The 26,146-nt window shown below is 57.2% G+C and carries 19 protein-coding genes and 1 tRNA gene; 6 read left to right on the forward strand and 14 right to left on the reverse strand.

Translation table 11 applies throughout. The annotated features are described in order from the left end of the window. Positions 1-111 precede the first annotated feature (111 nt). Positions 112-2,037 carry a solute carrier family 23 protein gene (locus tag HGAS_RS04055; protein WP_106427403.1) on the reverse strand — a complete coding sequence of 642 codons (1,926 nt, stop codon included), beginning with the start codon at positions 2,035-2,037 and terminating at the stop codon, positions 112-114. Between the two features lie 275 nt (positions 2,038-2,312). Between HGAS_RS04055 and HGAS_RS04065 the strand changes: the two genes are divergently transcribed. After that, a tRNA-Arg gene (locus HGAS_RS04065) sits at positions 2,313-2,385 on the forward strand. Between the two features lie 120 nt (positions 2,386-2,505). Here HGAS_RS04065 and HGAS_RS04070 read toward each other — a convergent pair. From HGAS_RS04070 to HGAS_RS04090, 5 genes are all read right to left on the reverse strand, one after another. Continuing rightward, complete coding sequence (locus HGAS_RS04070; protein ID WP_019126598.1) at positions 2,506-3,249, reverse strand: HNH endonuclease family protein; 744 nt, start codon at positions 3,247-3,249, stop codon at positions 2,506-2,508. Positions 3,250-3,382: 133 nt separating this feature from the next. Then, on the reverse strand, positions 3,383-4,915 hold the full coding sequence (locus HGAS_RS04075) for an amino acid permease (protein WP_019126599.1): 1,533 nt from the start codon (positions 4,913-4,915) through the stop codon (positions 3,383-3,385). Beyond that, a complete protein-coding gene (locus tag HGAS_RS04080) occupies positions 4,912-5,652 on the reverse strand; it encodes a trimeric intracellular cation channel family protein (RefSeq protein WP_019126600.1) in 741 nt (246 codons plus the stop codon). The genes HGAS_RS04075 and HGAS_RS04080 overlap by 4 nt, the downstream gene beginning before the upstream one ends. A 117-nt stretch (positions 5,653-5,769) precedes the next feature. Then, entirely contained in the window at positions 5,770-6,918 is a 1,149-nt protein-coding gene (locus HGAS_RS04085) for a VIT1/CCC1 transporter family protein (protein ID WP_019126601.1), read from the reverse strand. Positions 6,919-6,935: 17 nt separating this feature from the next. Beyond that, positions 6,936-7,226: a hypothetical protein gene (locus HGAS_RS04090; protein ID WP_019126602.1), complete on the reverse strand. Its 291-nt coding sequence runs from the start codon at positions 7,224-7,226 to the stop codon at positions 6,936-6,938. A gap of 168 nt (positions 7,227-7,394) precedes the next feature. Between HGAS_RS04090 and HGAS_RS04095 the strand changes: the two genes are divergently transcribed. The 4 genes from HGAS_RS04095 to HGAS_RS04110 all read left to right on the forward strand — a co-directional run bounded on the left by HGAS_RS04095 (position 7,395) and on the right by HGAS_RS04110 (position 14,239). Continuing rightward, positions 7,395-8,174, forward strand: a complete 780-nt coding sequence (locus tag HGAS_RS04095) for an alpha/beta hydrolase (protein WP_009407841.1) — start codon at positions 7,395-7,397, stop codon at positions 8,172-8,174. A gap of 45 nt (positions 8,175-8,219) precedes the next feature. Next, complete coding sequence (locus HGAS_RS04100) at positions 8,220-13,100, forward strand: DUF3418 domain-containing protein (RefSeq protein WP_026066623.1); 4,881 nt, start codon at positions 8,220-8,222, stop codon at positions 13,098-13,100. Further along, the gene (locus tag HGAS_RS08720; protein ID WP_019126604.1) at positions 13,097-13,618 is read left to right on the forward strand and encodes a SprT-like domain-containing protein; all 522 of its coding nucleotides are present in this window, start codon (positions 13,097-13,099) and stop codon (positions 13,616-13,618) included. The genes HGAS_RS04100 and HGAS_RS08720 overlap by 4 nt, the downstream gene beginning before the upstream one ends. Before the next feature lie 72 nt (positions 13,619-13,690). After that, positions 13,691-14,239, forward strand: a complete 549-nt coding sequence (locus tag HGAS_RS04110; RefSeq protein ID WP_009407838.1) for a phosphoribosyltransferase — start codon at positions 13,691-13,693, stop codon at positions 14,237-14,239. 88 nt (positions 14,240-14,327) lie between these two features. Here HGAS_RS04110 and HGAS_RS04115 read toward each other — a convergent pair whose 3' ends face one another. From HGAS_RS04115 to HGAS_RS04135, 5 genes are all read right to left on the reverse strand, one after another. Continuing rightward, positions 14,328-15,386 (reverse strand): ROK family protein, encoded by a 1,059-nt coding sequence (locus HGAS_RS04115; RefSeq protein WP_019126605.1) that lies wholly within the window; start codon positions 15,384-15,386, stop codon positions 14,328-14,330. Between the two features lie 97 nt (positions 15,387-15,483). Next, entirely contained in the window at positions 15,484-16,332 is an 849-nt protein-coding gene (locus tag HGAS_RS04120) for a hypothetical protein (RefSeq protein ID WP_019126606.1), read from the reverse strand. Next, entirely contained in the window at positions 16,329-16,799 is a 471-nt protein-coding gene (locus HGAS_RS04125) for a low molecular weight protein-tyrosine-phosphatase (protein ID WP_034233905.1), read from the reverse strand. The genes HGAS_RS04120 and HGAS_RS04125 overlap by 4 nt, the downstream gene beginning before the upstream one ends. A gap of 27 nt (positions 16,800-16,826) precedes the next feature. Then, positions 16,827-17,591 (reverse strand): 5'-methylthioadenosine/S-adenosylhomocysteine nucleosidase, encoded by a 765-nt coding sequence (mtnN, locus tag HGAS_RS04130; protein ID WP_009407834.1) that lies wholly within the window; start codon positions 17,589-17,591, stop codon positions 16,827-16,829. A 45-nt stretch (positions 17,592-17,636) separates the two neighbouring features. Next, entirely contained in the window at positions 17,637-18,119 is a 483-nt protein-coding gene (locus HGAS_RS04135) for an S-ribosylhomocysteine lyase (protein ID WP_009407833.1), read from the reverse strand. A gap of 172 nt (positions 18,120-18,291) precedes the next feature. Here HGAS_RS04135 and HGAS_RS04140 point away from each other — a divergent pair, with 172 nt between their 5' ends. Then, a complete protein-coding gene (locus HGAS_RS04140) occupies positions 18,292-19,932 on the forward strand; it encodes an L-serine ammonia-lyase, iron-sulfur-dependent, subunit alpha (protein WP_019126609.1) in 1,641 nt (546 codons plus the stop codon). A 1-nt stretch (position 19,933) separates the two neighbouring features. Here the strand turns inward: HGAS_RS04140 and HGAS_RS04145 are convergent, their stop codons facing one another. From HGAS_RS04145 to HGAS_RS04155, 3 genes are all read right to left on the reverse strand, one after another. After that, positions 19,934-20,944 (reverse strand): class C sortase, encoded by a 1,011-nt coding sequence (locus HGAS_RS04145; protein WP_019126610.1) that lies wholly within the window; start codon positions 20,942-20,944, stop codon positions 19,934-19,936. 106 nt (positions 20,945-21,050) lie between these two features. Then, positions 21,051-22,655 (reverse strand): SpaH/EbpB family LPXTG-anchored major pilin, encoded by a 1,605-nt coding sequence (locus HGAS_RS04150; RefSeq protein ID WP_019126611.1) that lies wholly within the window; start codon positions 22,653-22,655, stop codon positions 21,051-21,053. A gap of 80 nt (positions 22,656-22,735) precedes the next feature. Then, entirely contained in the window at positions 22,736-25,741 is a 3,006-nt protein-coding gene (locus HGAS_RS04155; protein WP_019126612.1) for a prealbumin-like fold domain-containing protein, read from the reverse strand. Positions 25,742-26,146: the final 405 nt, after the last annotated feature.

A 26,146-nucleotide genomic window follows, 5' to 3' on the forward strand; every position in this document is an offset into this window, starting at 1 on the left:
CTAGAGCATGTGCGCAGGCAGTAATCGTACTTCCCACTAGGCAAAAGTTTGCCCCCGGGTGCTCACGCACCCGGGGGCAAACGCTATTCAGTATTCCTCAGTGCCGAAAGCTTAGTCCAACTGGTCGAAGGAGTGTGCCCAGGCCGAATGGATGGGGTTCGCGTCGGCAACCATGGCCTCGAAACGGTTTTCGGCGATCTGCATGACTTCGTTCAAGGTCACGCGGATCTCTCGCAGGTCAGAACCCTCAACGCGACGCCAACCGTCAGCAAGAAGTTGATCGGCTGAATCCACACGCGAGACGCATACGATCAGCGGGCGGTTAAAACGCTCGTGGTATGCCTGGCCGAGTGCGCGCAATTCTTCCTGCTTCTCCGAATTAAAGTCACCCAAGAGGGTCGATCCGGTGTCCAGCAAGGCCTGTTCATCAGCCTCGCTGCCCAGAATCAGATCAACGATGTCGGCGTAGCCGGAAATCAAGGCTTCCTGTTCTTCACGGTCAGCCTGACCAACTGCATCCTGGAAAGCATGGCGCAGGTCAGCGACGGAGTCGAAAGGAGCATGTGTCCACGCGCGTTCAACCGGCCACGTCACTCCCGAGAACATGGGAGCGAAGGCGCGGGTGAACTGTGCTTGATCAAGGCGGTTAATGGCATCCAGATCCAGCGGACGTCCGTCAACCATTGACACGGCCGGAGAAGGCTTACGACCGATGTGGAAGAAGAGCAGGTTGAGGATGATGGCGCAGATTGAACCGATCGTCACACCGGAGCCGAAAAGAATCTGCATCCACGACGGCACGTAGCTAGCCAGTTCGGGCTTCAAAGTGACCAGCAGACCCAAGCCAAGCGAGGTCGCAACGATCACCGAGTTACGGTTATCGCGCATATCGACAGTGGAAAGAGTCTGAATACCGACAACAGCAACGGCTGCGAACATTGCCAGAGACGCTCCACCGATAACAGGCTTCGGGATCGAGGCGACGACCGCGCCGGCCTTGGGCAGAACTCCAAGGATGATCATGAAGACACCCGCAGCGGTAACGACCCAGCGCGACTTCACGCGCGTGAGTCGAACCAAACCAACGTTCTGTGCGAAGCAGGTGTAGGGGAACGAGTTCAGCACACCGCCCAGCGCGGTCGACAGGCCATCGGCGCGAAGAGCATTCGCAATGTGCGCTGGAGTGATGCGCTTACCCACAACCTCACCGGTCGCAAAAACGTCACCGGTGGTTTCGACGGCAGTAATTGCCATGACGATGAGCATCGAGATAATCGCTGCAACTGAGAACTTTGGAATTCCAAAAAAGAAGGGAGTGGTAACTCCGATCGGCGCCGCCTGAGAGACCGCAGAGAAGTTTGCATCCCCCAGAATCCACGCAACAACCGTTCCGCCAAGCAGACCCAAGAGGACGGCAATAGTTGCCATAAAGCCAGAGAAAATGCGCTGGATAATGACGATTACAGCCAAAGTGCCCAGAGCGTATGCAAGTCCGCGAAGAGTTCCGGGAATGGGATCGGCGCCAACCTTTGCTGCCTCAGTCCCCCAGTAAACGATATCGTTTGCTGCAACCGAAATAAGGGTCGTTCCCATAACTGTCAGCAGGGTGCCGGTGACGACAGGCGGGAAGAAACGCAAAAGCTTCGCAAAGAAGGGAGCGGCAAGGAAGGTTGCAATGCCCGCAACGATAATCGAGCCGTACATCGTGGCGAGGCCTTCGACTCCCCCACCAGCAGCCAAACCAACTGCGATGAGCGGTGAGACTGCCGTAAATGTCACGCCTTGAAGCAAGGGAAGACGAACACCAATCTTCGGGCCAAGACCCGCAGATTGGATAATTGACGCGATACCACAGGTGAAGAGGTCCGCATTGATCAGGTGAACAGTAGTAGCCGAGTCAAGTCCCAGGCCAGTTGCAATTACCAGCGGAACGACAACTGCCCCGGCGTAAAACGCCAGGACATGCTGAAAACCGAGGATTGTGAGCTTGGGGAAAGAAGGGACCGCATTGACCGGGTCGATTCGAGTGGTGGACATTTTTGGATGGCTATTTGCCATTGCGCTGCTCCTGCATGTCGCTCAAAAATGGACCTCTTAATTCTTACCCATGCACAAGATGCAACGAAAGCACCGTTTCATGGAAATCTCGGTTGCATTGATTGACGGACTCACGTTATTTTTCTGCATTTTCCGCAAGATTCTGCGCCTTCTTCTGTAACGTAAAGGCACTGATGTGATTGATGACGCATTTATGAGTTTGCTTGTAAAGGCGCCTTGTGCCTAAACTATCTCTCGGCCAATCAAACGGCAATGCGCTCGTAGCTCAATGGATAGAGCATCTGACTACGGATCAGAAGGTTGGGGGTTCGAGTCCCTTCGAGCGCGCAAGCGGCCCCGCTCGGTGCGTCCCACCGGTCGGGGCTTTGCTATACCCGCCTATCTCCACATTGATGTGTAGATCCACGCGTTACCCGCCCAGACACACGCCCTTTGCCAGGTTTCCGTTCACTCGCAGTGATCAAGCACCGCTTTCATCGCTTTCTTTTCCCGCGGTGTCACCCCCAATCCCCAGGAGCTCTTCACGACAATTTGCCGCTGTACATACGCACAGCGATAGCGACTATTCGGCGGAAGCCACTGATCCGCTCTGCTGGCCCCTTTATCTTGATTTGCGTTGCCGTCAACAGCCAGCAAGTTTGCTGGATCATTTGCAAACTCTTGTCGACGCGTAGTATCCCACTGCCATGCACCGCTTCGCCATGCATTGGCAAGTGCAACGACGTGGTCGATTTGCACCTGATCTGAGGATTCTTCGCCCTTGCGGAAATCAATCGTTCTACCCGTATAAGGGTCATCAAGGATCCCCCCAACGACCACACAGTTCGGAGAGGAAGTCTTCATCTGCAGGCTACGTAAATCCCTTCGAAGGATGTCATTTCGCGTATCGCAGCCGTTTCGGTCGACATCTGCCCATCGTTGACCAAATTCATCACGTGAATAGCGTGGAACAGATTCACTGCGTACCTGAAGCACGGGAAGCTGATCTAGAGCTTTCGCGCTGTCATCCACGCTTCCTAAGGAAGAATCGGAAGGGCCACTGGAACTATTCAACCCTGTGCCCCACACGCCAAAGGCACCGCCGATGATTCCCGCGTAGACAAGCGTGAAGACCGCCCCCACAATCGCGCATATAAGCAGGGCCGCAATCAGAAGTCGTGAGCGTCTGAGACCTTTTCGGCGCGTCAACACTTACCTCCTTCTGACAGTTCTTCAGCTACTTTGACACAGAGAACACACCTAGACATAAAGAGCCACAAATGTGTGGAAAACGCCGAATAAGCGTTCCTCCTGTGGAAAAATCCGCTGCACAAACAACAGCGGCTTAATCACCACTCCCGACGACCTTCGCAACCGAAGCGCGTGCAGCTTTGCGATTTCGAAGATTCTCACGCACAAAGTACAGGCACACCAGGATCAGGGTCAGCGATCCCATTGCAACCAGCTGTGCGCGTCCGGCAGCGTTAAACATCATCAGAACCGCGATCGACAGTAATCCGATAACAGCGAACCATGGCAGCCAGGGCCAACCCGGCATCCTCAGGGACAAAACCCCCTCGGCCTCGAGCTTCGAGTGCAAGCGGATCTGCGAAATAACGATCATCACCCACACGATCAACAGCACCATGCCCACTGCATTAATGAGCACCTGCATGATCGACGATGGAAGATACCAGTTCAAGGCGACTGAAATAAAAGCCAGAGCCACAGAGACCGCAACCGAGCGACGCGGGGTTCGTCCATCCTCAATGTCACCGTGAAGCGCAGTTACTCCAAGGGCCTCGTCCCCCTCATCGACAGCTTTGCGCACGCGCGCACCCAGAATCCACGTCGGTCCCATTCCGCGTGCCGACAGCGAGTATGCGATTCGGGAAGACGCGTAGATATTTGCAGAGAAGGCACTAATCAGTGCGGTGAAAACAATGATCTCCATGATCATTCCGACCGCGGGAATTCCCGCCATGTTCAAAACCGCGGCAAAAGGACTGGTCTTCATCTCATCCGAATTCCACGGCAGCAGGCAGATCAGCAGAGCGACAGAGCCCACGTAGAACACCAAAATGCGCCAAATCACCGAGCGAATCGCCTGCGACATTGCGCGCCTTGCATCATCGGCCTCGGCGGCGGCAATGGTAACAATCTCAAGCCCGCCAAAGGAGGTAATAATCGCAAGCAAACCAACCGCGACTCCGGGAAGGCCAGCAGGAGCAAAACCACCATTTCCAATGAAAGCCTGGTGCAGGCTCTGAGCGCGCCCGGGAATAATGCCCATCAGAAGGCCCAGTCCAACGACCAGGAAGAAGATAATTGCCGCGACTTTCAATCCTGCAAGCCACGCCTCAACACGACCGAATTCGCCGGCCGCCAGCAGGTTAATCCCACCCAAGACAACAACGATGACCAAGGTGACAACCCACTGGTCAACACTGGGGAACCAAGCTGTAAAGATCTGCGCTGCGCCGGTCATTTCCAGGCCGAGCACCATGATCAGCATGAACCAGTAGAGCCAGCCAGAGGTGAAGCCTGCCCACCGGCCGATGCCTGCCTCGGCGTAGGTCGAGAAAGATCCAGAGGAAGGAATCGCAGCCGCCAACTCAGCCAGCGCATACATGACGGTCACAACGATGAGTGCAGCAAGAATGTAGGAGACCAAAACGGCCGGGCCTGCCTCGGAAACGGCGACACCGGTACCCAGGAAGAAGCCGGCACCAATCGCGCTTCCCAGCGCCATCATCGACAGGTGTGCAGCCTTGAATCCTTTTGATCGAGGCGCGCTACCACCCGCGTGAGTTTCCTGCGGTCCGCGGGCGCCTTCCCCTGTAGATCCTGCTCCGCTCTGAGCCTTGTCTGTACTCATTGTTCCGAATTGTCCTCAGTAATCTTCTTGACCTCGCGTTCATCAAGCGAACGCAGCCGAAGGAGTGCCCGAAGCTGCGTTGCTGTCATGGTCAATGTCCAATCATTATGCGAAGGAAGCTGCCAATTTCTCCAATGTGCAAGTACTGTGAAGCTCGACCCGACAATCGTCGCAACCAGCATGCCGATTTGTTCTAAGCCCGAGTGACCAAAAGCGGCCATGATCGCCGCTGAGACAAATGCGGGCGTTGCATAGAGATTATTTCCACCAAATACCTGCGGGACCATCCCAGCAGAAATATCTCGAATCATGCCGCCACCGACTGCGGTCATAATTCCCAGCAGAATCGCCGGTCCCACTCCCAGGCCAGCGTTCAGTGTCTTCAGTGCTCCAGTGGCCGCCCAACATCCCAGAACGGTTCCATCGGCAATCACCAGCGCGATCCTCCAGAAGCGGGAATTGAGGCGCCAGAGCATAGCGATAAGTGCACCGACCAGCGCAGTCCCCAAGTAGAAGGGATCTGTCAAAGCTACCGGCGGGCCTTGATCGAGCATAATGTCGCGGAGCATTCCACCGGCCAGTGCACACATGATGGCCAAGACCATGAAACCGACTGCATCGAAACGTTTAATGCGCGCGATACGTCCGCCGAGGATCCCGTTCAAGAGCACGCCAAGAAGATCGATGACGCGGAACAGGTCCGGCAAAGTTTGATTGAGAGTATCGAGCACGCTCACTATTGTTATCCACCTCTCAAAAGAATCCAAGGCTGTGGACGCGCAGTCTCAGTACCCAAGATTTACGACGAGGCCGTTCCCCTCTGAAGAGCAGCGCGGTCGCGCGGCTGTCCCCGATCAGGAGACGCTGGTGCCGAAGAGAAGACCCAGCAGGTAGGTTGCGCCGGCTGCGCCATAACCAACGGCAAGCTGACGGAAAGCACGCGGGACGGGTGCACGGCCCGAAAGGACACCGACAATTCCACCGGTGAACATGAGCGCGATACCGACAAGGACAACCGAAATTCCCGCAGCAAGCACTCCATCAAGCCTGAAAAGATAGGGAATTAAGGGCAAGAGAGCGCCAACAGCGAAACAAATGAAGGACGAGGCCGCAGCGCCCACCGGGGTACCGACCTCTTCGCTTGCTCCCGCATCTTCATCTTTGTGCGTCGCAAAAATGGGGCGTCGCTCTGTGCCATCTGCACTTGCTGCAGCCTCACCACCACTGCGGCGATCAGACTCCGCAAGTTTTGCGAAGACATCTGCTGCATGCGCCTTCGCGCTTTCCTCATCTTCCCCGCGAGCGCGGAAAAGCAGTGCCAATTCATTGGCATCGACATCGACATCATTCAAAGTGTTATCAACACCGGGATCGGGAATCGATGCGTCCAATAGCTCGCGCTGAGAACTGACGCTCACCCATTCACCGGCGGCCATGGACATTGCACCTGCAAGCAAGCCGGCAACACCCGTGGTCAAAATCGAATGCGAGCTCATTCCCGCACCAACGACACCCAAAATCAACGCGAGGTTTGATACCAGGCCATCGTTCACTCCAAAAACAGCGGCTCTGAAGGTACCCGCTAGGGATTCACGGGAACGCTGCGCAAGCGAACGAACAACCTCAACATGCAAACGCTCATCGGCAGCGATCGCCGCTGGAACGTCAGCGTCGTCATCATAAGAGGAACGTTCCTCGGTTCGTTGGGCCATCGCCAGAACGAAAATCGTCCCGAACATGTAGGCCAGTGCAGATGAAATTCGGGTACGAAGCGGAGGATGCGGTGCGGGAAGCGCACTCTCCCCCAGCAGGGACAGCCAGTACTCCTCATGGCGCCCCTCGGCCTCGGCAAGGCCAAGAAGTACCTGACGTTCCTCGCCCGTCCGACGTTCGGCAAGCGCACGATAGGTACGCGCCTCCATACGTTCTTCAGCCAAGTAGCGACGCCAGCGGCGAATCTGCGCGCGCAAAGCTTGCTTTTCAGCGTGATGGGAATCAGCCATTGTAAAAGTGTCGCGCCTCAGCCCGCGTAGGTCGGTAGGTCCTCTTCGGTGATCTCCGGCTCAGCAGCCGGCATGCGGAACAAGCGCTCCTTCACTGCATCGGCAACTTTATCCGTAACCTTCTCACCCTGGACGCGGACAAGCGTAGACATTTTTTCACCGGCAGCATCCAAGGGACGGGCGACCAGCGGGAAGCGACGAAGCTTTCCAGCGCACGCGCAAATTCGCGCGTATTGTTCACGCCCCGCTCGGGTTCCCAGCACGTAGCCAATCCCGAAACCAACGGCGATTCCCATTTTCGTTCCCATGATGCGTCTTTCTTGTGCGTTCAGGCGCATATGCGCCGGTGTGCGATGGTGACTATCGAATAAAAACAAGCCTAGTGGTTCCCCAAAGCGACACGCTACTTGTTTACCTTTTCGCACGTTGTGAGATGGGGTATTTCGCATCTTCTATGAAACCAGTACCGTGGAGGTATGAGCGAAGTACGTATGAACACACCCCGAGGGATCACCCTGTCGGGAACTTTCGTTCAGCCCGTGGATTCACGGGACGCTGCTGTCCTGTTTTCGCATTCATTTCTTGCAGATGAACACTCGGGTGGACACTACGATGAGCTGGCACGTGCCTATCGCAAAGCCGGGTATGCGACGCTCCAATTCGATTACTCGGGGCATGGACGCTCCGATGACGAGGTGATTACGCGCGAGTCTCAGATCGAGGACCTCCAGGCCGCATCGGGTTGGCTAGCCGATCAGGGTTTCACGCACCAGATTATTCACGGTCACTCTTTTGGCTCGGTCACTGCACTTGCCGCTCACCTGATTCATGCGACCGCGTTGTTTCTTTCTGCTCCGGTACTTGGCCCACTCTCCTACGACTGGAGTGCAATTTTCTCCAATAGCCAATTAGACGAATTGGAGCACACCGGCCAGACCCGGATTCCGGACGACTCCGATGGGCCTCGCGAATTTTTCACGATCTCTAAGCAAACGCTGGCCGATCTATCCATGGTCGACTCTTCAATCATCGATCCGAAGGGTGCGCCTGCATTCATCCTCCACGATGCCGATGATATCGATTTGGGGCTGGTTGATCTCACGCGCGATGCTTTCCACCGTCTTCCCGACGGCTCACGGGTTGAAATGGTCCACGACACTCGCTTTGGTGCCGGTGAGCATCCGGAAATCCTTCTCGAGGCCGCGCTTGAGTGGGCACATCTGTGGGCAGAGCCCAGCGGAGAGTTCCGCCAGTAACGTACACACCCAGCTGTGGCGAAAGTTCTTCGTTACCCTGAAGGGGTGTCCACTTCATCGCAGCCGAGGCGCCGGCGCGCACATTCACGCAGGGGTCGCTCCCCTCATGCACCCGCGCCTTTCCGTCCTTTCACACCCGAACAGCTTGCTGCTCGGGCCGCTGCGATCCCACTGATTTCATTTCCCGATCTTCCGGTCAGCGCGAGGCGCGAGGAAATTGCGCAAGCCATTTCGCAGCACCAAGTTGTCATCATCTCCGGTGAAACCGGTTCGGGAAAGACCACGCAAATCCCAAAGATTTGCCTCCAATTAGGCCGAGGCGTGGCCGGCATGATCGGGCACACCCAGCCTCGCCGTATTGCAGCGCGTTCGGTTGCAGAGCGCATTGCTGCTGAACTTGGCCAAAAGGTGGGCAAAGAGCCCGGTGAGGTCGTCGGATACCAAGTGCGATTCACCGACGAGGTCGGTCCTACCACTTTGATCAAACTCATGACCGACGGTATTTTGCTGGCGGAAATTCAGTCTGACCCGATGCTGCGTCGCTATGACACCCTGATCATCGACGAGGCCCACGAGCGAAGCCTGAACATCGATTTCATCTTGGGCTACCTTGCGCGCCTGCTCCCCTTGCGCCCCGATCTCAAGGTCATCATCACTTCAGCGACCATTGATTCGGATCGTTTCGCGCGTCACTTCGGTCGATGGAACGGTCCAATTGGACAGGGCACGCATATTGAAGCCGCGCCGGTTATCGAGGTTTCGGGTCGTACTTTCCCGGTTGAAATCCGCTACCGTCCCCTTGCGGCCGATACCCCGACTTCCTATTCCTCCTCAAGCAGCTCCCCCGCTGCTCAGCCCACTGAAAGCAGCCCTGCCACGGCCTCGGCAATCGAGGAAGAAAGCACTGGAAGCGGCGTCGAACAACTGGTTTTAGAGGACCCGGATGATCCCCTTGCTCTGGAGGGCTACGGCGCGGGTCAAGACATCGATGTCGAAACCGCAATCTGCCATGCGGTCGATGAACTATGCAGCGAGGGCCCGGGGGATATTTTGGTATTCCTTCCCGGTGAGCGCGATATTCGCGACACCGAACAGGCATTGCGTGATCACCTGGGCAATCGTGCGCCCAAGGATATCTCGCACTCGAAGAACCCCGCAGATATCGAAATTTTGCCCCTATTTGCGCGCCTCAGCTCTGCGGAACAACACCGGATTTTTGAGGAACACAGCCATCGGCGCGTTGTTCTGGCGACAAACGTTGCTGAAACCTCACTGACGGTTCCGGGAATCCGCTACGTGATCGACCCGGGACTGGCGCGAATTTCCCGCTATTCCAATAAGACCAAGGTTCAGCGCCTCCCCATCGAAGAGATTTCAAAGGCCAGCGCGAATCAGCGTTCTGGGCGTTGCGGACGAGTTGCAGACGGTATCGCGATTCGCCTGTATTCCGCCGATAATTTCGCATCGAGGCCGGACTTCACCGAGCCGGAAATCTTGCGTACCTCGCTGGCCTCGGTCATTTTACAGATGAGCGCTTTAGGGCTGGGAGACGTTGCTTCTTTCCCATTCGTCGATGCGCCGGACTCACGAGCGATCCGCGATGGCATCAACCAGCTCATTGAAATTGGGGCACTGCGCCCGCTGGATTCGTCAAAGAACTCCGATTCTTCCGCGCTGGCACAGGGAAACCAGGGACTTGAGCTCACACGCATTGGTCGCGATTTAGCTCGGCTTCCTATCGATCCGCGCTTGGGCCGCATGCTGATCGCTGGGCATGAATCAGGATGCGCCTCGGAAATTTTAGTCATCGTTGCTGCGCTATCGATTCAGGATGTCCGCGAGCGCCCACTGGAACACCAAGAAGCTGCAGATACGGCACACGCGCGTTTTGCTGACCCTCACTCCGATTTCTTGACCTACCTCAATTTATGGCGCTACCTGCACGTCCAGCAGCGCGATCTTTCAGGTAGCGTGTTTAGACGTATGTGCCGGGCAGAATTCATTCACTACCTGCGTTTCCGCGAGTGGCGCGATATCGCCCACCAGCTGCGCGATATGGCCCGCAGCATCGGCATCAACACCGAGCCACTGGGGATGCCTTCAGCGGGTGATGTGGTTGAGCAGGCATCACGTACGGGAATTGCGGACGCCGCGGCGAAGGCTGCAGTTGCCTTCACGCGCTCAACCAGCGCGGTCGACACCGACGACATTCACCGTTCGATCCTTGTTGGCCTGCTCTCCAGCCTGGGCGCATGGGATCCGGCAACTCGCGACTATACGGGTAGCCGAGGCACTCACTTCACCATTTGGCCCGGTTCTGGGATCACTGGCCATCCCGATTGGGTGATGACCGCGGAATTGGTTGAGACCTCGCGACTCTTTGCACGTACGGTCGCCCGTATTCGCCCCGAATGGGTCGAGCCACTGGCAAAAGACCTACTCAATCACGTCTATTCCGAACCCACGTGGAATTCCTCGCGGGGCGCGGCTTACGTCCAAGAAAAAGTCATGCTCTACGGGCTGACGTTGATCGCAGACCGCTCTGTGTTGCTGGGACGGCTGGGATCTACTCCCTTGGGATCAATCCGCGGCGCTGTTCCAACAGATTCTCCTTTTGCGATCGCCCAGCAAAGCCCCATTACCGCCGCCGAGCTCGCCCGTGAAATGTTCATCCGCCACGCGTTGGTTCAGGGACAGTGGCGCGAGCGTCACGCCTTCCAGCGTCGCAACGACGAGGCGATCGAGCGCGCAAGGGAAACCGAACGCCGCAGCCGCACCCACGGCCTCGTCGCCGATGAAATGGCGCTGGAGCGTTTCTTTGACGATCTCCTCCCCGCCTCGATCATCTCTGCCGGCCACTTTAATCGCTGGTGGAAGAACGAAAAGCGCCAGAATCCTCATCTTTTGGATTACCCTCCTGAGCTTCTTCTTCCTCGAGGCCTTGGGCAGACCGGAGAGGGCTTCCCCGACCATTGGCAGCAGGGAGAGCTTCGCCTTCTCCTGTCCTATGAGTTCCACCCCGGTTCCCCGCGCGATGGCGTTTCGATGTCCATTCCCGTCGAGGCCTTGGGTCGCGTGAGCGATGCGGGCACCGATTGGTTAGTGCCGGGTATGCGCGAAGAACTCATCACCGAGGCAATTCGTGCGCTTCCCAAGGCCAAGCGCCGCCTGCTTGCACCCGCCCCCGAAGTCGCAAAGAGCGTTGCCGGGTGGATTGATGATTTCCGAAGCGGCCGCGTGAGTGCTGGCAACGAGTATCACGACACAAGCTCTGGTGTTGTGTCCGGGTCCGGAGAGAATTCTCTGCGCGGCTCTTCAACTAGCGCGGCTTCGAAGAAGACAAAGGAAACTCCTACTCCCGATGAAGATCCGGCCTCGCTGAGCGCTGCTCTTGGACGCTTGGCGGCATGGGGACAGAAAACAGGTCAGGGCCGCAGCGATAAGCGCCTGTCCAAGGCCAGTACGCCCACCCAAGACGAACGGGGTAAAGGCCGCGATCTTTCTGCGCTTTCCTCAGCTCAAACCTCCGATAGGTCTCCGAAGTCTTCCGCGGAAAATCCCGGTGGACCCCACACCGATACCACGCAGGCTACCTCGGCATCCTTCGACGAACTTTTCACGCGCGCAATCCGCGAGCTCCGAGGCGTTGACCTGAGCGATTCCGATATCCGCACTATGCGCGACGCACTTCCCGATCATTTGCTCATGACCTTTGTTGTCCACGATCGTCAGGGACGCGAACTGGGAAGCGGGAAAGACCTGGGGTATCTCAAACGTACCTTGGCCGGTGCGACCGATAGCGCGTTACGAACGGCCGTTCGCCAGGCATTGACCGAAGCCCAAGAACGCAGCGCACAAGGCAAGCATCGCGCAGGTGCAGAAGCTAAGCCTGAGTCTGGGAGTCCCTCAAGGACTGCGTCTGTCGAGGCAAAAGCACGCGCGCAAGGGAAGGCAGCGACGGCCTCGGGAGCAATCGATGGTAGCGAAGGCACTCCCGGAAGTGAGCTTTTCGCCGACGATCTTGAGGATTTCCCGACCACCCCTTTGCCAACCTCAATCGAATCTCAGGCGCAAGGTCTGACAATTCGCGCATTCCCCGCACTAGTTCCCCAAGGGAAGCCCGAGAATCCGCTGGCGGGTGTGCGCGTCATGGCAAATGCATCGCAGGCAAGAAGCGATCACGGATTGGGTGTGGCGAACCTCGTCCTACGTCGCGTTCAGCTATCAACCAAGCGCGTTTCGACGCGTTGGAGTGGACGCGAGGCACTCATGCTGACCTCAACTCCCTATCGAAGCACTGAGGCTCTGATCGCGGATGCTCAGTGGGCAAGCGTGCGTGCGCTCACGGTGTCTCTGAGCGGAAATCAAGGGCTGTGGGGGGTACGTGATCGCTCGAGCTTCGATGACCTTTCCCAACGCGTGAGAGATCTGCACGAAGATCAGGTCTATTCGATTATTGAAGTCGTTGTGCGAGCGATGGAATCCTGGGCGCAACTTCAAGACACCCTTGCGACTGCGGACGCACAGGCCTATTCCGCACTTCGCGAGGATGTCGAAAGGGTCGCGCATTCCCTGGTATTTGATGGATTCATTGCCGCAACACCTATCGAGCGTCTTCGCAATCTTCCGCGATACATTCAGGCTCAAGCGTTACGCGTCCGTAAAGCGCTGCGTTCGCCTTCCGATCTTGCGCGTGACGAACGCTCTGCTCAAGCCTTGGCGCAGGTCGATGAGGAGTTACGTGAACTTCGCGAGCTCATGGACACGCGTCCTTTCGACGCTCGCCACGCCAGCGATTTTGAGGAACTTTTGTGGATGCGTGAGGAACTGCGCGTTTCTCTATTTGCTCAAGAACTGGGGACCGCGCGAAAAATTTCACCTCAGCGCATGTTGGCAGCAATCGATCGCCTGCACGAGGCCATATGAAGCGTGAAGACGCACGCGCAATGGCACGCGAGTTGATGGATCACCACGGTTTAAGAGAGTGGTCGCTGCGATTTGACCGTGCGCGTAGACGCGCGGGAGCATGCGTCCATACACGACGCGAAATTCGCCTTTCGGGGCCCTTGGTTGACCTCTACGATGCGGAAACGGTACGTGGAGTCATCCTGCACGAAATTGCCCACGCCCTGGTTGGTGCCTCACATCATCACGATGCGATCTGGCAAGCGAAAGCTCGCCAACTTGGCGCCCCCGATAGCGCACGTTTATCGGCACACTTACCCTCGCCTCGGCCATCATGGGTGGGGATATGCCCAGTGTGCGGAACACGGCGGGAACTGTATTCGGCTCCTCGACGGGTCACCTCTTGCGGTGTGTGTTCACGCACTTTTGATGCCTCGCGAATCTTTATCTGGTCCCATAAAGGACAACCCCGTCAACCCGGCGGACAGTATGCGCGCCAACTACGCAGTTTGACACGACTTCGTCATTCAAATGGATGACGATGCGTAAACGTACTGACGGGCGTTACCATATGTCCATTCACCTGATCACTTTTGTTGAAGGACGTATACATGTCTGCTTCCACCCCATTCGATGACGGCGCAACGACCAACACTGGCGAAGAACGCGAAAATCTGACCTGGCAAGAGTTCGGCGACGCCGCACGCGAGCTGGCACAGCAGATCGTGAACTCCGGGTGGAAGCCCGACCTGATCGTTGCAATTGCGCGCGGCGGCCTGATCCCCGCAGGTGCAATTGCCTACGCGATGGGTGTGAAGGCCATCGGTACCATGAACCTCGAGTTCTATACCGGTCTGGGTGAGACTTTGGATGAACCTCAGGTTCTGCCTCCGCTCATGGATGTTTCGGCTCTGGATGGCAAGAAGGTACTGGTCGTCGATGACGTGGCAGACTCGGGCAAGACCCTGAAGAAGGTCATGGAACTGATCGACGAAGACGGGCTGAGCCTCGATGGTAAGACCCACGCAAAGGTCGACGCTCGCTCGGTCGTTATTTACAAGAAGCCCGTCTCGATCATCGAACCGGACTACATCTGGCGCAAGACCGCTTTGTGGATCAACTTCCCCTGGTCGGTCTTGCCTGTGGTCGAGGCTGAGTAGCACTCAACTTCGAGCATAAATATACGGGACTGCGCGCTGCTCGCAGTCCCGTTTCATTAAACGACCGGTATTTTCCAATCGATGCCGGCTACACCGCAACGAGTGGCACATAACTCCCGCTTAAGTCACCTCCCGACACCTTTGGTCTTCCGCGATCGCAGGTCTCAAACAAATACGCTGCAGCCCCGCACGCCCAGCGGGAATCCTCACTGGCACGACGAATCACAATCGGAAGCACTTCCCCCGGAGAGCCCACAGTGAAGAGCACATCCTCAAAGAGGACTGCCCACTCCGAGGAAAGAATCCGCACCGCGCTTCCATCAAGGACGATGTGATCAATTTTGGTCATTTCGCTGAGCTGCTCCAGACACATCGCAAGGTTGCGAACGAAGCCCAGCACCGCCTTTCGACAGGCCAGATCTCCGCCCTGCGCCATACGAATCAGCTCTTCGATATCACGGGGCCGATCAGTATCACCAGCGCTCATACGGGCAGCGCGTGCCTGCCCAATAATGGCTGAGGGAACCAAGGACACACTGGCACATCCATAATGCCCCTGTGCGCATACCGCATTGTTTCCCTCAAGACGAAGGTGAGCAGTTCTTCGATAATCTCCAGCGGGATCAGGGCAAATTGCGCCATTCTTCACTTCGACGTGACAGACGTTTTCCGCGATCTGAACGATCATGAAGTTATCAAAACGCTGCCCGACACCGTATATGGCTTCGTAGGTTGCCAGTCCTTCAAGACTGTTGATGAGAGAAAGCGGAAGCCCGCCCTGACCAGAGATCAAGTCAAGGAGCGGGAAGTCTAGCCATCCCAGCTCTTCGACAGTGCACCTTCGCCCATCGATCACTTTCCCACCGAGGGATAGGCCAATTCCCTTGATGTCCCCATATGAACGAACGCTTTCTGCCATTTCTCTGCAAAGAGTGTTAATCATGGCAAGGATGGCATTCGCATTATTTACAACGATTCGCGCACGCTCTTCACGCACACGCCCAGAGCGATCCATGACAACGGCATGAATCCTTCCGGGTAAGAGCGCAATTCCAACAGCACACTCATCAGAGCGTTTGAAATGCGGTATGTGAATTGGCGGTCCCGGAGGGTCGGCAGTCTTCTTGTGAATATCGTATGGCTCCATCGCGCACCCCTTGGCAACTTCTTCGTTACCTGGACACGGGCGTATCCAGCGCGCTCAGTGTATACCATGACCACCTATATTTGACCGGATTTCAACATTATTGAGCAAACCAGGCGCGCATATAACCATAAACATTCGCATTGCCATAAACCGAGCAATCATTCCCATGCCCCGCAAGCGCCCCCTGGTTGGGAACATAGGGCGTGTAGTTATAGAAACTGGCGGTTGCACGATTAGCCGGAGTGATCTCAACGGACGTGCATTCTTCGGCGGGACCGTAGCGGGCCTCGACCCTTTCTCCCGCACGGAAACGGAAACGCTCAGGCTTCACTCGATAGATCGCAAACTGGCGCGCGGCGTAATAAACCTGCCGCTGAAAACCGGCATAATCCGGGTCGCAGGTCGAGTTATCCGGGCAGGCATATCCCATCGCGCTGGGATAGCTGAACCACTGAAACATTCCACCCGATGCGTAGATCAGTCCCTGCTCTTTTTGCAGCGTCACCAACAAAACTTTCGGGTTCACTCCGCATGAACGTGCTGACTGGCCAATAATTTGCGCGGCGGTTTCTTCTTCGCCGCCCTGGTATCCCCATTGGCAATATTCGTCAGCGGGAAAAGTCTCGGTGACGGCTCTGAAGTCCTTCAAACACGGAACATCCTGGTCGTTCACCCGTCCCGCGCGGCAGCCCTCCCCTTTTTCGTTGATAAAAGCAGCGATCTGCTCATCATTCATGGCGCTCGAGTCATCCAGCACGGCATCAGACATGATGTTCTCCGGGTCAAAACCCGAGTAGTCCAAAGGAATCCCGCGAGGCGCCTCAGAGGCTGTTTCTTGCGGCTGCTCTTGCGGCGTTGTGTCCGTACAGCCGGCTATCCCGATCGCCGAGGCCGCCGCTACGCAAAGTGCGACAAGCGCGCCTATGCGCTTGTTTCGTTTCGTCACCGAGTTGTGCTCCTCATGATGTACTCAATGATGGCTGGAGTGCAGTTCTCAATGGTCTCACGAGTGGCCTCGAAATCAGAATAATCTCCGTACCAGGGGTCGGGAACATCGAGGTCACGCCGGTGGCTAGCATCTCCCCCACTCACTTCGAATTCACGGAACATGCGAATCTTCGGATCAGGTCCGCCTGCAAGCCCTTCGAGGGCGCGAAGATGTGAGGAGGTCATCGCAAGAATCAAGTCCCAACGTTGAAGCTCCCCCGCCTCGACTTGGCGTGCTCGATGCGAGGGCACGCGGTACCCTCCCTCTCGCAGTGCTCGGGCAGCGCGAGAGTCGATCCCGTGTCCATGTTCCTCATCGCTGATCCCGGCCGAATCAACAACAACATCAAGCCCGCGCTGTTCAACGGCTTCACGCAGGATTTCTTCGGCCATGACCGAGCGGCAGATATTGCCGGTACACACCATAAGGACGCGATAGGACACGGGATCAGCTCACTTGCAGAAAAGTGAGAGGTAGGCGCAAATGGCCTCGAAGGAGTGGTATGCGGCCTTCTCACCGTTCATGTGGAAGTCCTCGTCAGCACCTTCTCCCGTTAGATCCGAGATCGCACGCAGGCAGATCCAATCCACGCCGTTGGACCAGCACACCTGGGCCATGCCACAGGTTTCCATGTCAACAGCCAGCGCATCGGGGAAGCCTGCGCGGATACGGGCAACGACCTTTTCCGAGGCGAAGGAGTCGCCGGTGACGATGCGGCCGGTGCGCACGTGGTGCGGCTGGGCATCGTTGAGGCCAGCGAGCGCGTCGATCGCCCGCTGCGAGGAGTGGTAGTCGACGGGCATACGCGGAATCTGGCCGAGCTCGTAGCCGAAGACGGTGGCGTCGGCATCGTTGTAGATCGTGGCGATCGCGCCCGCGATGTCGCCCACTTGGATTCCGCCCTCAAGACCGCCCGCGGTACCACCCGCGATGACGATCTTCGGGGTGGCCAGGGTCAGGCCTCGGGCCACTGCTGCTGCCGCATTCGCAATGCCAACACCCGAGGTGATGACGACGACGGTGTGACCTTCGAGCTGGCCAAGGGCGTAGCTCTGCTGGTGATGTCCGTCGGCGCCCACAACAAGGGTTTCAACCGCGTCAGAACCGGGAAGAGGCGCAAGAGCATCCAGGAAGGGCTGTGCCTCCATCACCATGGCGCACTGAATGAAGGCGTCGACCTCGGGAAGCTGACGCGAAGGGGTCAAGGTCAGGGACATGAGTACCTCTCTGAGAAGTGTCTGGGGGACGTCAGGTCTGAATAATTACTTGGCTGCCGCAGCGTCATCCTGGGTAACAACCAGCCACTTGTCGCGGTGATTCAGGAACTCGCGAACGGCTTCTTGAGCGCCTTCCAGGGAGTGGTTTGCACCCCAGCCACACTGAACCTCGTTTGCAGCAGGAACTTCGGTGGCATTGAGGATGTCTTCGAAAGTTGCCTGCAAGATGGGCAGGAATTCCTCAGTCTCAACGCCCAGGAGCAGGGCGTAGAAGCCGGTCTGGCAGCCCATGGGGCCGAAGTCGATGAGCTTATCGGTGTGGTTGCGCATCAGTTCAGCGCTGAGGTGCTCGATGGAGTGAACCGTGGGCATCTCAAGGTGTGCCTTATTGGGCTGGGTAAAACGGACGTCGTACTTGATCAGGACGTCGCCGCCGGGAAGAGTCTTCCGATCTGCGACGCGGACGTAAGGAGCAAGGACAGTGCGGTGGTCGAGGTTAAAGGACTCAACATTCATGCGTTCACTCATGAAACCCAGTTTATCGGGATTTAGATGGCGTGCTCGAGCGAGTCTCGGATGCCGCACGTTGTGTAGAACACCATCGTTGATGGGCTTTTCGCTAAAAACTCCGCTTCATTGCAGCGAAGCGAATGAGTGATCACGTCGTTCATCTCCAGTTATTTTCAGGCACAATAGAGGCATGGATCTTCAGCCGTCGATTGATGTCACTTCTCCCGATCAGTACAGCGCAGGCACCCCTACACCTGCAGCCATTGTCGCCGGTGAAGTTCCTGCCAGCGAGGCCCCTCGTCCGCTCTCCGCTTTCGATATGTTTTCGATCGGCATTGGCCCCTCTTCATCGCACACGGTCGGTCCGATGCGTGCGGGCCTTGCTTTCTCCACCGAGTTGTGTGCGCTTCCTGATTATTCGCATCTGTCTCACGTAACCATCGACCTTTTTGGCTCCCTTGGTGCAACCGGGCGAGGTCACAACACGGACCGTGCAGTGCTGCTGGGTTTAGCGGGCTATGACCCGGAAACCGTGTCCATTGAAACAGTTGAGGGCCTGATTCCCCAGATTGCTTCCAGTGGCCGTCTTCCTTTCGCCGGGGGCCGGGAAATTCCTTTTGATATCGAGTCCGATATCCGTTTTCTTCCGCGCACGGTCCTGAGCTACCACGTCAACGCACTCACAATCACCGCCTACGCAGGCGAGAGCTTGGTCCTTGAGCGCACCTACTATTCGGTGGGCGGAGGCTTCGTTATGGCCCAGACGAATAACGATCCCGAACACCCCGAGATTGCCTCTTTGGCCTCTGCTCAAGAGACAACGGGAATGTGCACCCCCGCGCCCTATCCTTTCTCGACGGCCGCACAGCTTTTGGCGCAATGCGCGCGCTCGGGCCTATCGATCGCCGAGGTTGTTCGCGCCAACGAACTTTCTGCGCGTTCCGATGTGGCCTTGGATGCCTACCTTGACCAGATCGCACACACGATGTTCCACGCAATTGAGGCGGGGATTTCCTCCACCGGTATTTTACCCGGCGGACTGGATGTTCCTCGCCGCGCGAACGCCTTGGCGGCCCAATTGCGCGTGCGTGCTGAGAAGGCTTTTTCAGCCGGTGAACGCCGAGGCTGGGCCGGGGTCATGCAAGATCCCCTGCGTGCCATGGATTGGGTCAACCTCTACGCACTGGCAGTGAATGAAGAAAATGCCGCCGGCCACAGAATCGTCACTGCACCGACCAATGGCGCTGCCGGCGTAATTCCCGCGGTGCTGGGCTACCTCGTTGCTTTTTGTCCCGAGGCCGGAGCAAGTTTCCCCGACTTCTCCCCCTCAAATTTGGCTGGGATTTCAGAACTTCCTCTGGACGAGTCCTCAGAGTCCGCCTGTTGCCGTCGCGCATCAATTCACGAGTTTTTGCTGGCTGCAACTGCGATTGGCGCTTTGATCAAGACAAACGCGTCGATTGCCGGCGCTGAGGTTGGCTGCCAGGGAGAGGTCGGTTCGGCCTCGGCAATGGCGGCTGCGGGGCTTGCTCAGGCTCTGGGCGGCACCCCACAGCAGGTAGAGAACGCCGCTGAGATCGCCATGGAGCATTCTCTGGGATTGACCTGCGATCCCGTTGGAGGCCTTGTTCAGATCCCCTGCATCGAACGCAATGCGATTGCTGCTGTTAAGGCAATTAACGCTGCTCGCATGGCCCTGTGGGGCGATGGCCGCCACACCGTGTCCTTGGATGTCGCGATCGAGACAATGCGTCAGACGGGAAACGACATGCTCTCGAAGTACAAGGAGACCTCAGCGGGCGGCCTGGCCGTCAACGTTGTGGAGTGTTGATCTACGCGTTTTCGCCGTTTTCGCTCGCTGCGGATACCCCCGCTGCTGCAGCTTCCTCAGCCTCACGCTTCTTGCGGTTCTTGCGGGCAAAGCCCCATAGGACTGCGGTCGCAATGAGCACGGCAATAATGCCGACGACAACGGCGATCATCCAGGTCTGGATGACTGCGGGTTCAACCTTTGCTGATTCTGCAGCAACCTGCTGATCATCCATGGGAACGCGCTCACCAGTGACGAGCAGTCGGTGGGTATTGATGCCGTAGGGCGTACAGGTAATCAGGGTTGCAAGGTCTTTTCCGGCAACCTTGTTCAGGCTTTCTGTTTCATTCGGAAGAACAGTCCGGATATCGGTGACCTTATATTTGAGGTGACGGTCCAGGACTTCAATGTAGAAGACGTCGCCGACTTTAACGCGGTTGAGGTGGTCGAACATAGTTGCACTGCCCAGTCCGGAGTGGCCGGTAAGAACCGTATGAGTTCCTTCGCCACCAACGGGAAGCGCAGTTCCAAAGAGGTGTCCAACGCCTTTTTCAAGAGTTGAGGTTTCGGTGCCGTGATAGATCGGAAGGCTGATATCGGCCGAAGGGACCTTAACGGTTGCCATCACGGGGTTGACATCGAGCTGCGAAAGATAGTCGCTGTACTGAGGAGTATTGGGGCGCTGCGATTCCAACCAGGGGTCCAGAATAGGGGCTTCAGCGGCTTTACGGTTGTATTCATCAGCGCGGGCAAGTTCGTCTTTCAGCACATCGGGGCCAAGGTTGGTTTGTTCGGCACTGAAGGCCTTGGCAATGCGCTGTTGTTCGAGGTTGTTCTGATAGGTCGCGATAACGGGGTAAAGCAGAACCAGAATCCCCAGCACCAGCAGAACGGGCGGAAGGATCGTGAAGAGGCGACGGCGGCGCCCAGCCTTGCGAATGCGTTGATCACGTTCTTCCGCAGTTTCAGGTATCTCTTCGTGAACCTGGGTACTTGAGAGGCTGTCGTCTGCGTGGATCTCGTTCTCGCTCATGAGTCGCCTTTTAAATGGGGATAACGGGGGGTTGCGTTGATTGTATAGAAACGGGTGCGGGAAGACCGACGGGTCTTCCCGCACCCAGCTAAATCTCACTGAGAGATCAGTCGTTTTCCTTGCGACGCTTGTTCGCAATGGTGATTGCGCCAGCGCCAGCAACAAGTGCGGAGCCAGCTGCGATCAGCACGCCCACACCGGCAGCACCGGTGACGGGCAGGCGGAATCCACCATTGTGAGGAGCATCCTTGACCGTGGTCTCCAGGGTGTACTGGTTAGCAGCGGTCGAGTTGGTCTCGAGGACCTGGAAGGCAATCGGGCGAGTCTGGAGCTCGAAGCCTTCGGGAGCCTTGGTCTCAACGAGGCAGTACCAACCGGGGTTGGTGACCTTGGCGTTGTTGGCCCAGTCGTTGTTGCGCAGGCCATCGATGGTGACCTCGCCGTTTGCGTCGGTCACGTAGGTGGTGACGCCAGCGGGGCTCAGCTTCTTGTCCAGGGTTGCGTCAACCGAGTCGAAGTTCTTGGTGGGAGTGCTCTGAGGCGTGCACTGGTACACCTCGAACTCTGCACCCTTAAGCTTCGCGCTCGTATCTGCTGCGGAGACCTTGGTGATCTTCACCTTGCCGAACTTGGAGACAACCTCGGAGTTCGGGTAATCCGGCGGGGGAACCTCACCCGAGTTGGGCTTCCAACCGTTGGAGGGCTCGTTGGGGAGCAGGATTGCCTTGTTCTTGAAGAGGCCGTCGGATTCAACCTTGTCCTTAACGGTGCCAGCCAGGTCCATCTGAACCTTGGTGGTGTCGTCCTTGCGGTTTTCGACGATCTTCTTGCGGCCGGCCTCGGTAAACTCAGCGGTCCAGAACATGGTCTTGCCGTCGGTGCCAGTGGCGCCAATCAGCTTGTAATCGGTGCCCTTGGTCAGAGCAACCTCACCGGTCTTGCCGTTGATGAGCTTCAGGGTGATGCCAGCTTCGGGCAGTTCCACGCGCTTGTCGTACTGGTCGACGACGTCGTAGAAGTCGAGAGCCTCAACTGCAGGAACGTCGGACTTGATGGTGTAGGAGATCGCAGATCCGATGGCGGGAGTCGCCACATCGGCAACGGTCTTCTCGACGCCAGCCTTGGAGTTCTTCGGGTATGCGTGAACGTCGTAGACCCACTTGTTCAGGTCCTTCGGGTTCGTCATCGGAACGGTGATGATGAAGGGCTTGGAGCCGACGTAGCCCGCGGGGGTTTCGGTCTCGGTCACGACGTAGGCGCCCAGGGGCAGGTTGGAGAAGGTGGCCAGACCGCCGCCAGCGGTGGTCTTTTCAACTGCTGCATCGACACCGTCTGCCTTAGCGGCAGTAACGTCACCATTGAAGCCAACAAGCTTCTCCCAGCCAGCCTGAGTGGTCAGGTCGACGTTGGTCAGGCGCTCAACGGTGAACTTTGCGCCGTCAAGCGGGGTGCCGCTGACGGTGTTGTCCTCGAGGCCAGTGCCTTCGGTGGTGCCGTTGGTGGCATCCTTGACCAGCTTGTGGATGGTGATGGAGCCGGTCTTGCTGGTATCCAGGTCAACCAGTGAGGGAAGACGCTCAGCGGTGGCAACGACACCGAATGCCGATGCGGAGGGGGCTGCCGTAGCAATACCCGGAACCGCTGCGGCGCCGGCGGCAACCGCGATGACGGCGAGGAGGCTGACGCCTCGACGGGTCTTAAGAGTTGTCATTTTTGTGTTCTCCTGTTGTACGGGATCTTTAAACAGATCAAGTGATGGTGATTGAACTAGTCATTTACAGGGTCAGTGTCTTAGGCAAATTTATCTGCCTTCCGACGCTGTTTCATGGTGACCAGCGAGATCACCATCGCCCCGCCCATAAGCGCCACTGCGACGCCGATGTACGGGTAGATTCCGAAGCTGCCCGATACGGGCAGATGTCCTACCTCGGTGTCTTTCACGAGGAGGGTGGCCTTGCGTGCATTTCCAACCAGGAAGCCCTTGGGACCGGGCAGGCTGCCGGAGATCGAAGAGAAGGCCTGAACTGCGCCCTTGGCCCACTTGGCCGTGTTTTCCACTTCGTCTCCGAGCTCGACCTTGGTGCCGGTGCCATCGGTCTGAGCGGCGTCCAGCGTGAAGGTGATGGGCCTGGGAAGGAGCGAGTGCCCTGCGGGGGCCTTGGTCTCAACCAGCCAGTAGACGCGGCCAAGTTCCAGGTCGTTGACGGACCAGTAGTAGCCATCGGTTGCATTCGCCTGGGTCAGGGTCTTGACCACGGTGGCGTTGGCGTCAGTATTCGGGTTGGCATTGTAGATTGCGAACTCAGCGCCCGACAGGGGGTACATCTTGACTCCCTTGGGACCGGTGTACTGGTTCGAAGGATCCATGAAGGTCTTACCTGTGTTCTGCGTGCCGGCCTTCACCACGACGAAGTCGTGCGGAACGGTCGGGCCACAGGCCTTGTTGTTCTCGGTGCCATCCCAGTCCTTGCCGTTTTCAGCGTAGACCTGGTTGAAGAGGCCGTAGCCGGCCTTCGGGATACCAGTTGAGTCAGCTCGGCAGGCGAGGTTCTCTTCCGAGTATCCAGCCGCGGCAGTATTACGCGTCACCGTGAAGCGGATCCAGAATTCCTTTGAGGCATTGGGAGCCAGTTCGACGCCGTTCGTCAGGGTGTACACGCCATTCGTTGCAGCTGCATCGGAGGCAGTGTCCAAACCTGCTTGGGTTTCAGCGATCTTTGCGGACTGAATCTCAAGGCCCTTGGCAAATTCGGGCTTATCTGTGAGCTTGCCGGTGTTGGCGGCCAGCGAGCCGTCGTTGGTAGCGAGGATCTTGTAGTCCACGGTGAAGTTGGTTGCACCGGTGGCGCCGCCGTTGTTCTCGATGGACTTTTCAACACGCAGCTTGGGAGCCTGGTATTCGTTGACGAAGGTACAGGTGATGGGGGCTGCCTCGTTGGACGCTGCGCCGCCGACGTTCTTGAAGTTAACGCCGTGCTCGGTCTTGGTCACGGCGACGTCTTCACCGATGCCGTTGACGCACTTCACGTCCTTGAGGTTCCACTTATCGTCCCCACCGGTCGAGATTTCCTTCTCTTCGATGGTGAAGTCGGAGTTACCGACCTCGAAGGGGATGAAGGTCGAATCGTACTTCGCGTTGGCCTCACCAAATCCCGTGGGGGTCAGCGTTGCAAGCGAGTTGCTTGCGGACATGTAGGTACCGCGGGCCGGAGCGGAGGAGGCCGTGGGCTTCGTGACTGACACGGTGCCGGTGGTCGCCGGGGTACGGCTCGTGTTATCCGCCCAGGTAGAGCCCGTAGTTGCTGTGAAGGTAGCGGCAGGGATCGCAGGGTTGGCACCCGAAGGATCCTCGACGGACTTCACAATGCGCACGGAGCGCTCTTCGGTGATGACACCGTAGAGGCAGGCGTAGTTGACCGAGAGTTCCTGCGTCACGAAGTAGTCAGTACGCTTGGCGTCCGACGGGACAGTCGTCGGGCAGTTAGCGGTCGGGATGGAGTTGAAGTTCTCCGGGGTCAAGAAGTTGGTCGCGTTCGTCGCGGGGACAAAGCCCCACAAGTGAAGACGATAAGTGCGTCCGTTCTTCGTGAAGGTCTTGTCCGAGACGGTCTTCTCCAGCTTGACAGTGTCGGAGACGTAGGGGTTCTCGTTGACGTTACCCTTTGCGCCGGGCCAATAGCGAGGCTTGGTTTCTTCCTTCGTCAGCTGATTGTGAGGCTGCTCTGCACCGCCGTTGTAGTACTGGCTGTAGAGGTCGTAGTCACCGTTACCTTCACCCACGTACTTGACGCAGTACATGCGTCCCGAACGGGATTCGGGCAGGTTTGTGTAACCCTGCGAGCGGTCGGCCGCGTTGACCGGGTTCGGCTCGTAGGCGGGACCAATGAAATCGCCAGAAGGCGTGTAACCCGGACGACCGTAAGTGTCACCAGACAGCACGTAGTCACGAGGCAGTTTTCCACCAATGCGCTGCGTAGCATCCCAGCCGTTAATACCAAAGTCGGTAGAGCAAGTGCCTGTCCCCGGCACGCCAGCCGTCTTTACGTAGGCGCCGCCCTTGCGGTAGATGATCGTCGAGGCCAGGGTGTTGAAGGTCTCGTGGTTGATAAAGGGGAATGCTTCGCCCTCGTCCCCAGGAATCAGTCCCGTGAACTTCAGGTTCAGGCTCGAGACGAAGTAAGGCTGGCCAAGACCGCCTGGGGCAGCCGCCTGTCCAATGGGCAGGTTATTGTGGCGGATCGCGCCAAGAAGGAAGGTTTGACCCGGTTCAACCTTGCCAGGGTTATTCGGCTTGAAGCCAATGGCACTCTGTCCATTCACCCAGATCTTCGTGTTGTCAGCAGCCCATTGATTGTAGTGATCCTGCATCCACTTTTTACTGGCTGCAGAGTCACCCCAGTCAGCGGTCTGGTTATCCCACTTCCACGGCGTACCTCGGGCAATGTAGGTCCACGCGTCCTTATTCTTAGCGGTTTCGCCGCCGAGCCAGGTAGTTAGCTTCTGATTGCTACTGCGAAGCCGATTTTCGGTCATGCCAACGACAACACCGTAGCGGATGCTGTCATTCAGGTCAGAGCCGGTCGGGGTTTCGCGAGTATGACCCTCACCCATGATCGCGTCGACCATGCCGACATCGATCTTGCCCGCCGCAGCTTCCTGTGCCGCATACGCAGGCTGAGGAGCAACGAAGCTTCCGACAAGTGCGCTACCGGCGGTTGCTGTTACAGCAAAGGCCGCCACGAAGCGCGTCGATACAGACCTGCGTTTCGATGTAGCTGAGCTTTTCGCATTCGTCATGCTGGAGGTGCTCCTCATGTCATGGGATAGCTGACAGTTTTCCGACAACGCGTCGTCGACTACGCGTGCGACAACAAATATGTGTGTCATCTACCGCCTATTGGGATAGGAACGATTTGAGGGTATGTAATACCCGCTCGATTTACAATTGAATCGTACAGGCGACTCTCAGCTAACTATCGCGAACATGGCAGAATTGGCCATAAAATTTCAATAAATCCACCCAAATAAACATCTTCCGACCTGCATATATGCGAAATTGCTACACATTTCAGAAGACTCATTTCTGGGATATCGTGATCTAGCTCACAACTCCCAGTATTTACGCATTTTTTATTCAGAAATCGCGCATCTTCCACTCATTTGAGCTTTGCTGACACAACTTCTCTATCCGTCAACCGCGCA

The organism is Actinomyces sp. ph3 (genome assembly GCF_000308055.1).
In the GTDB taxonomy this organism is placed as follows: domain Bacteria; phylum Actinomycetota; class Actinomycetes; order Actinomycetales; family Actinomycetaceae; genus Pauljensenia.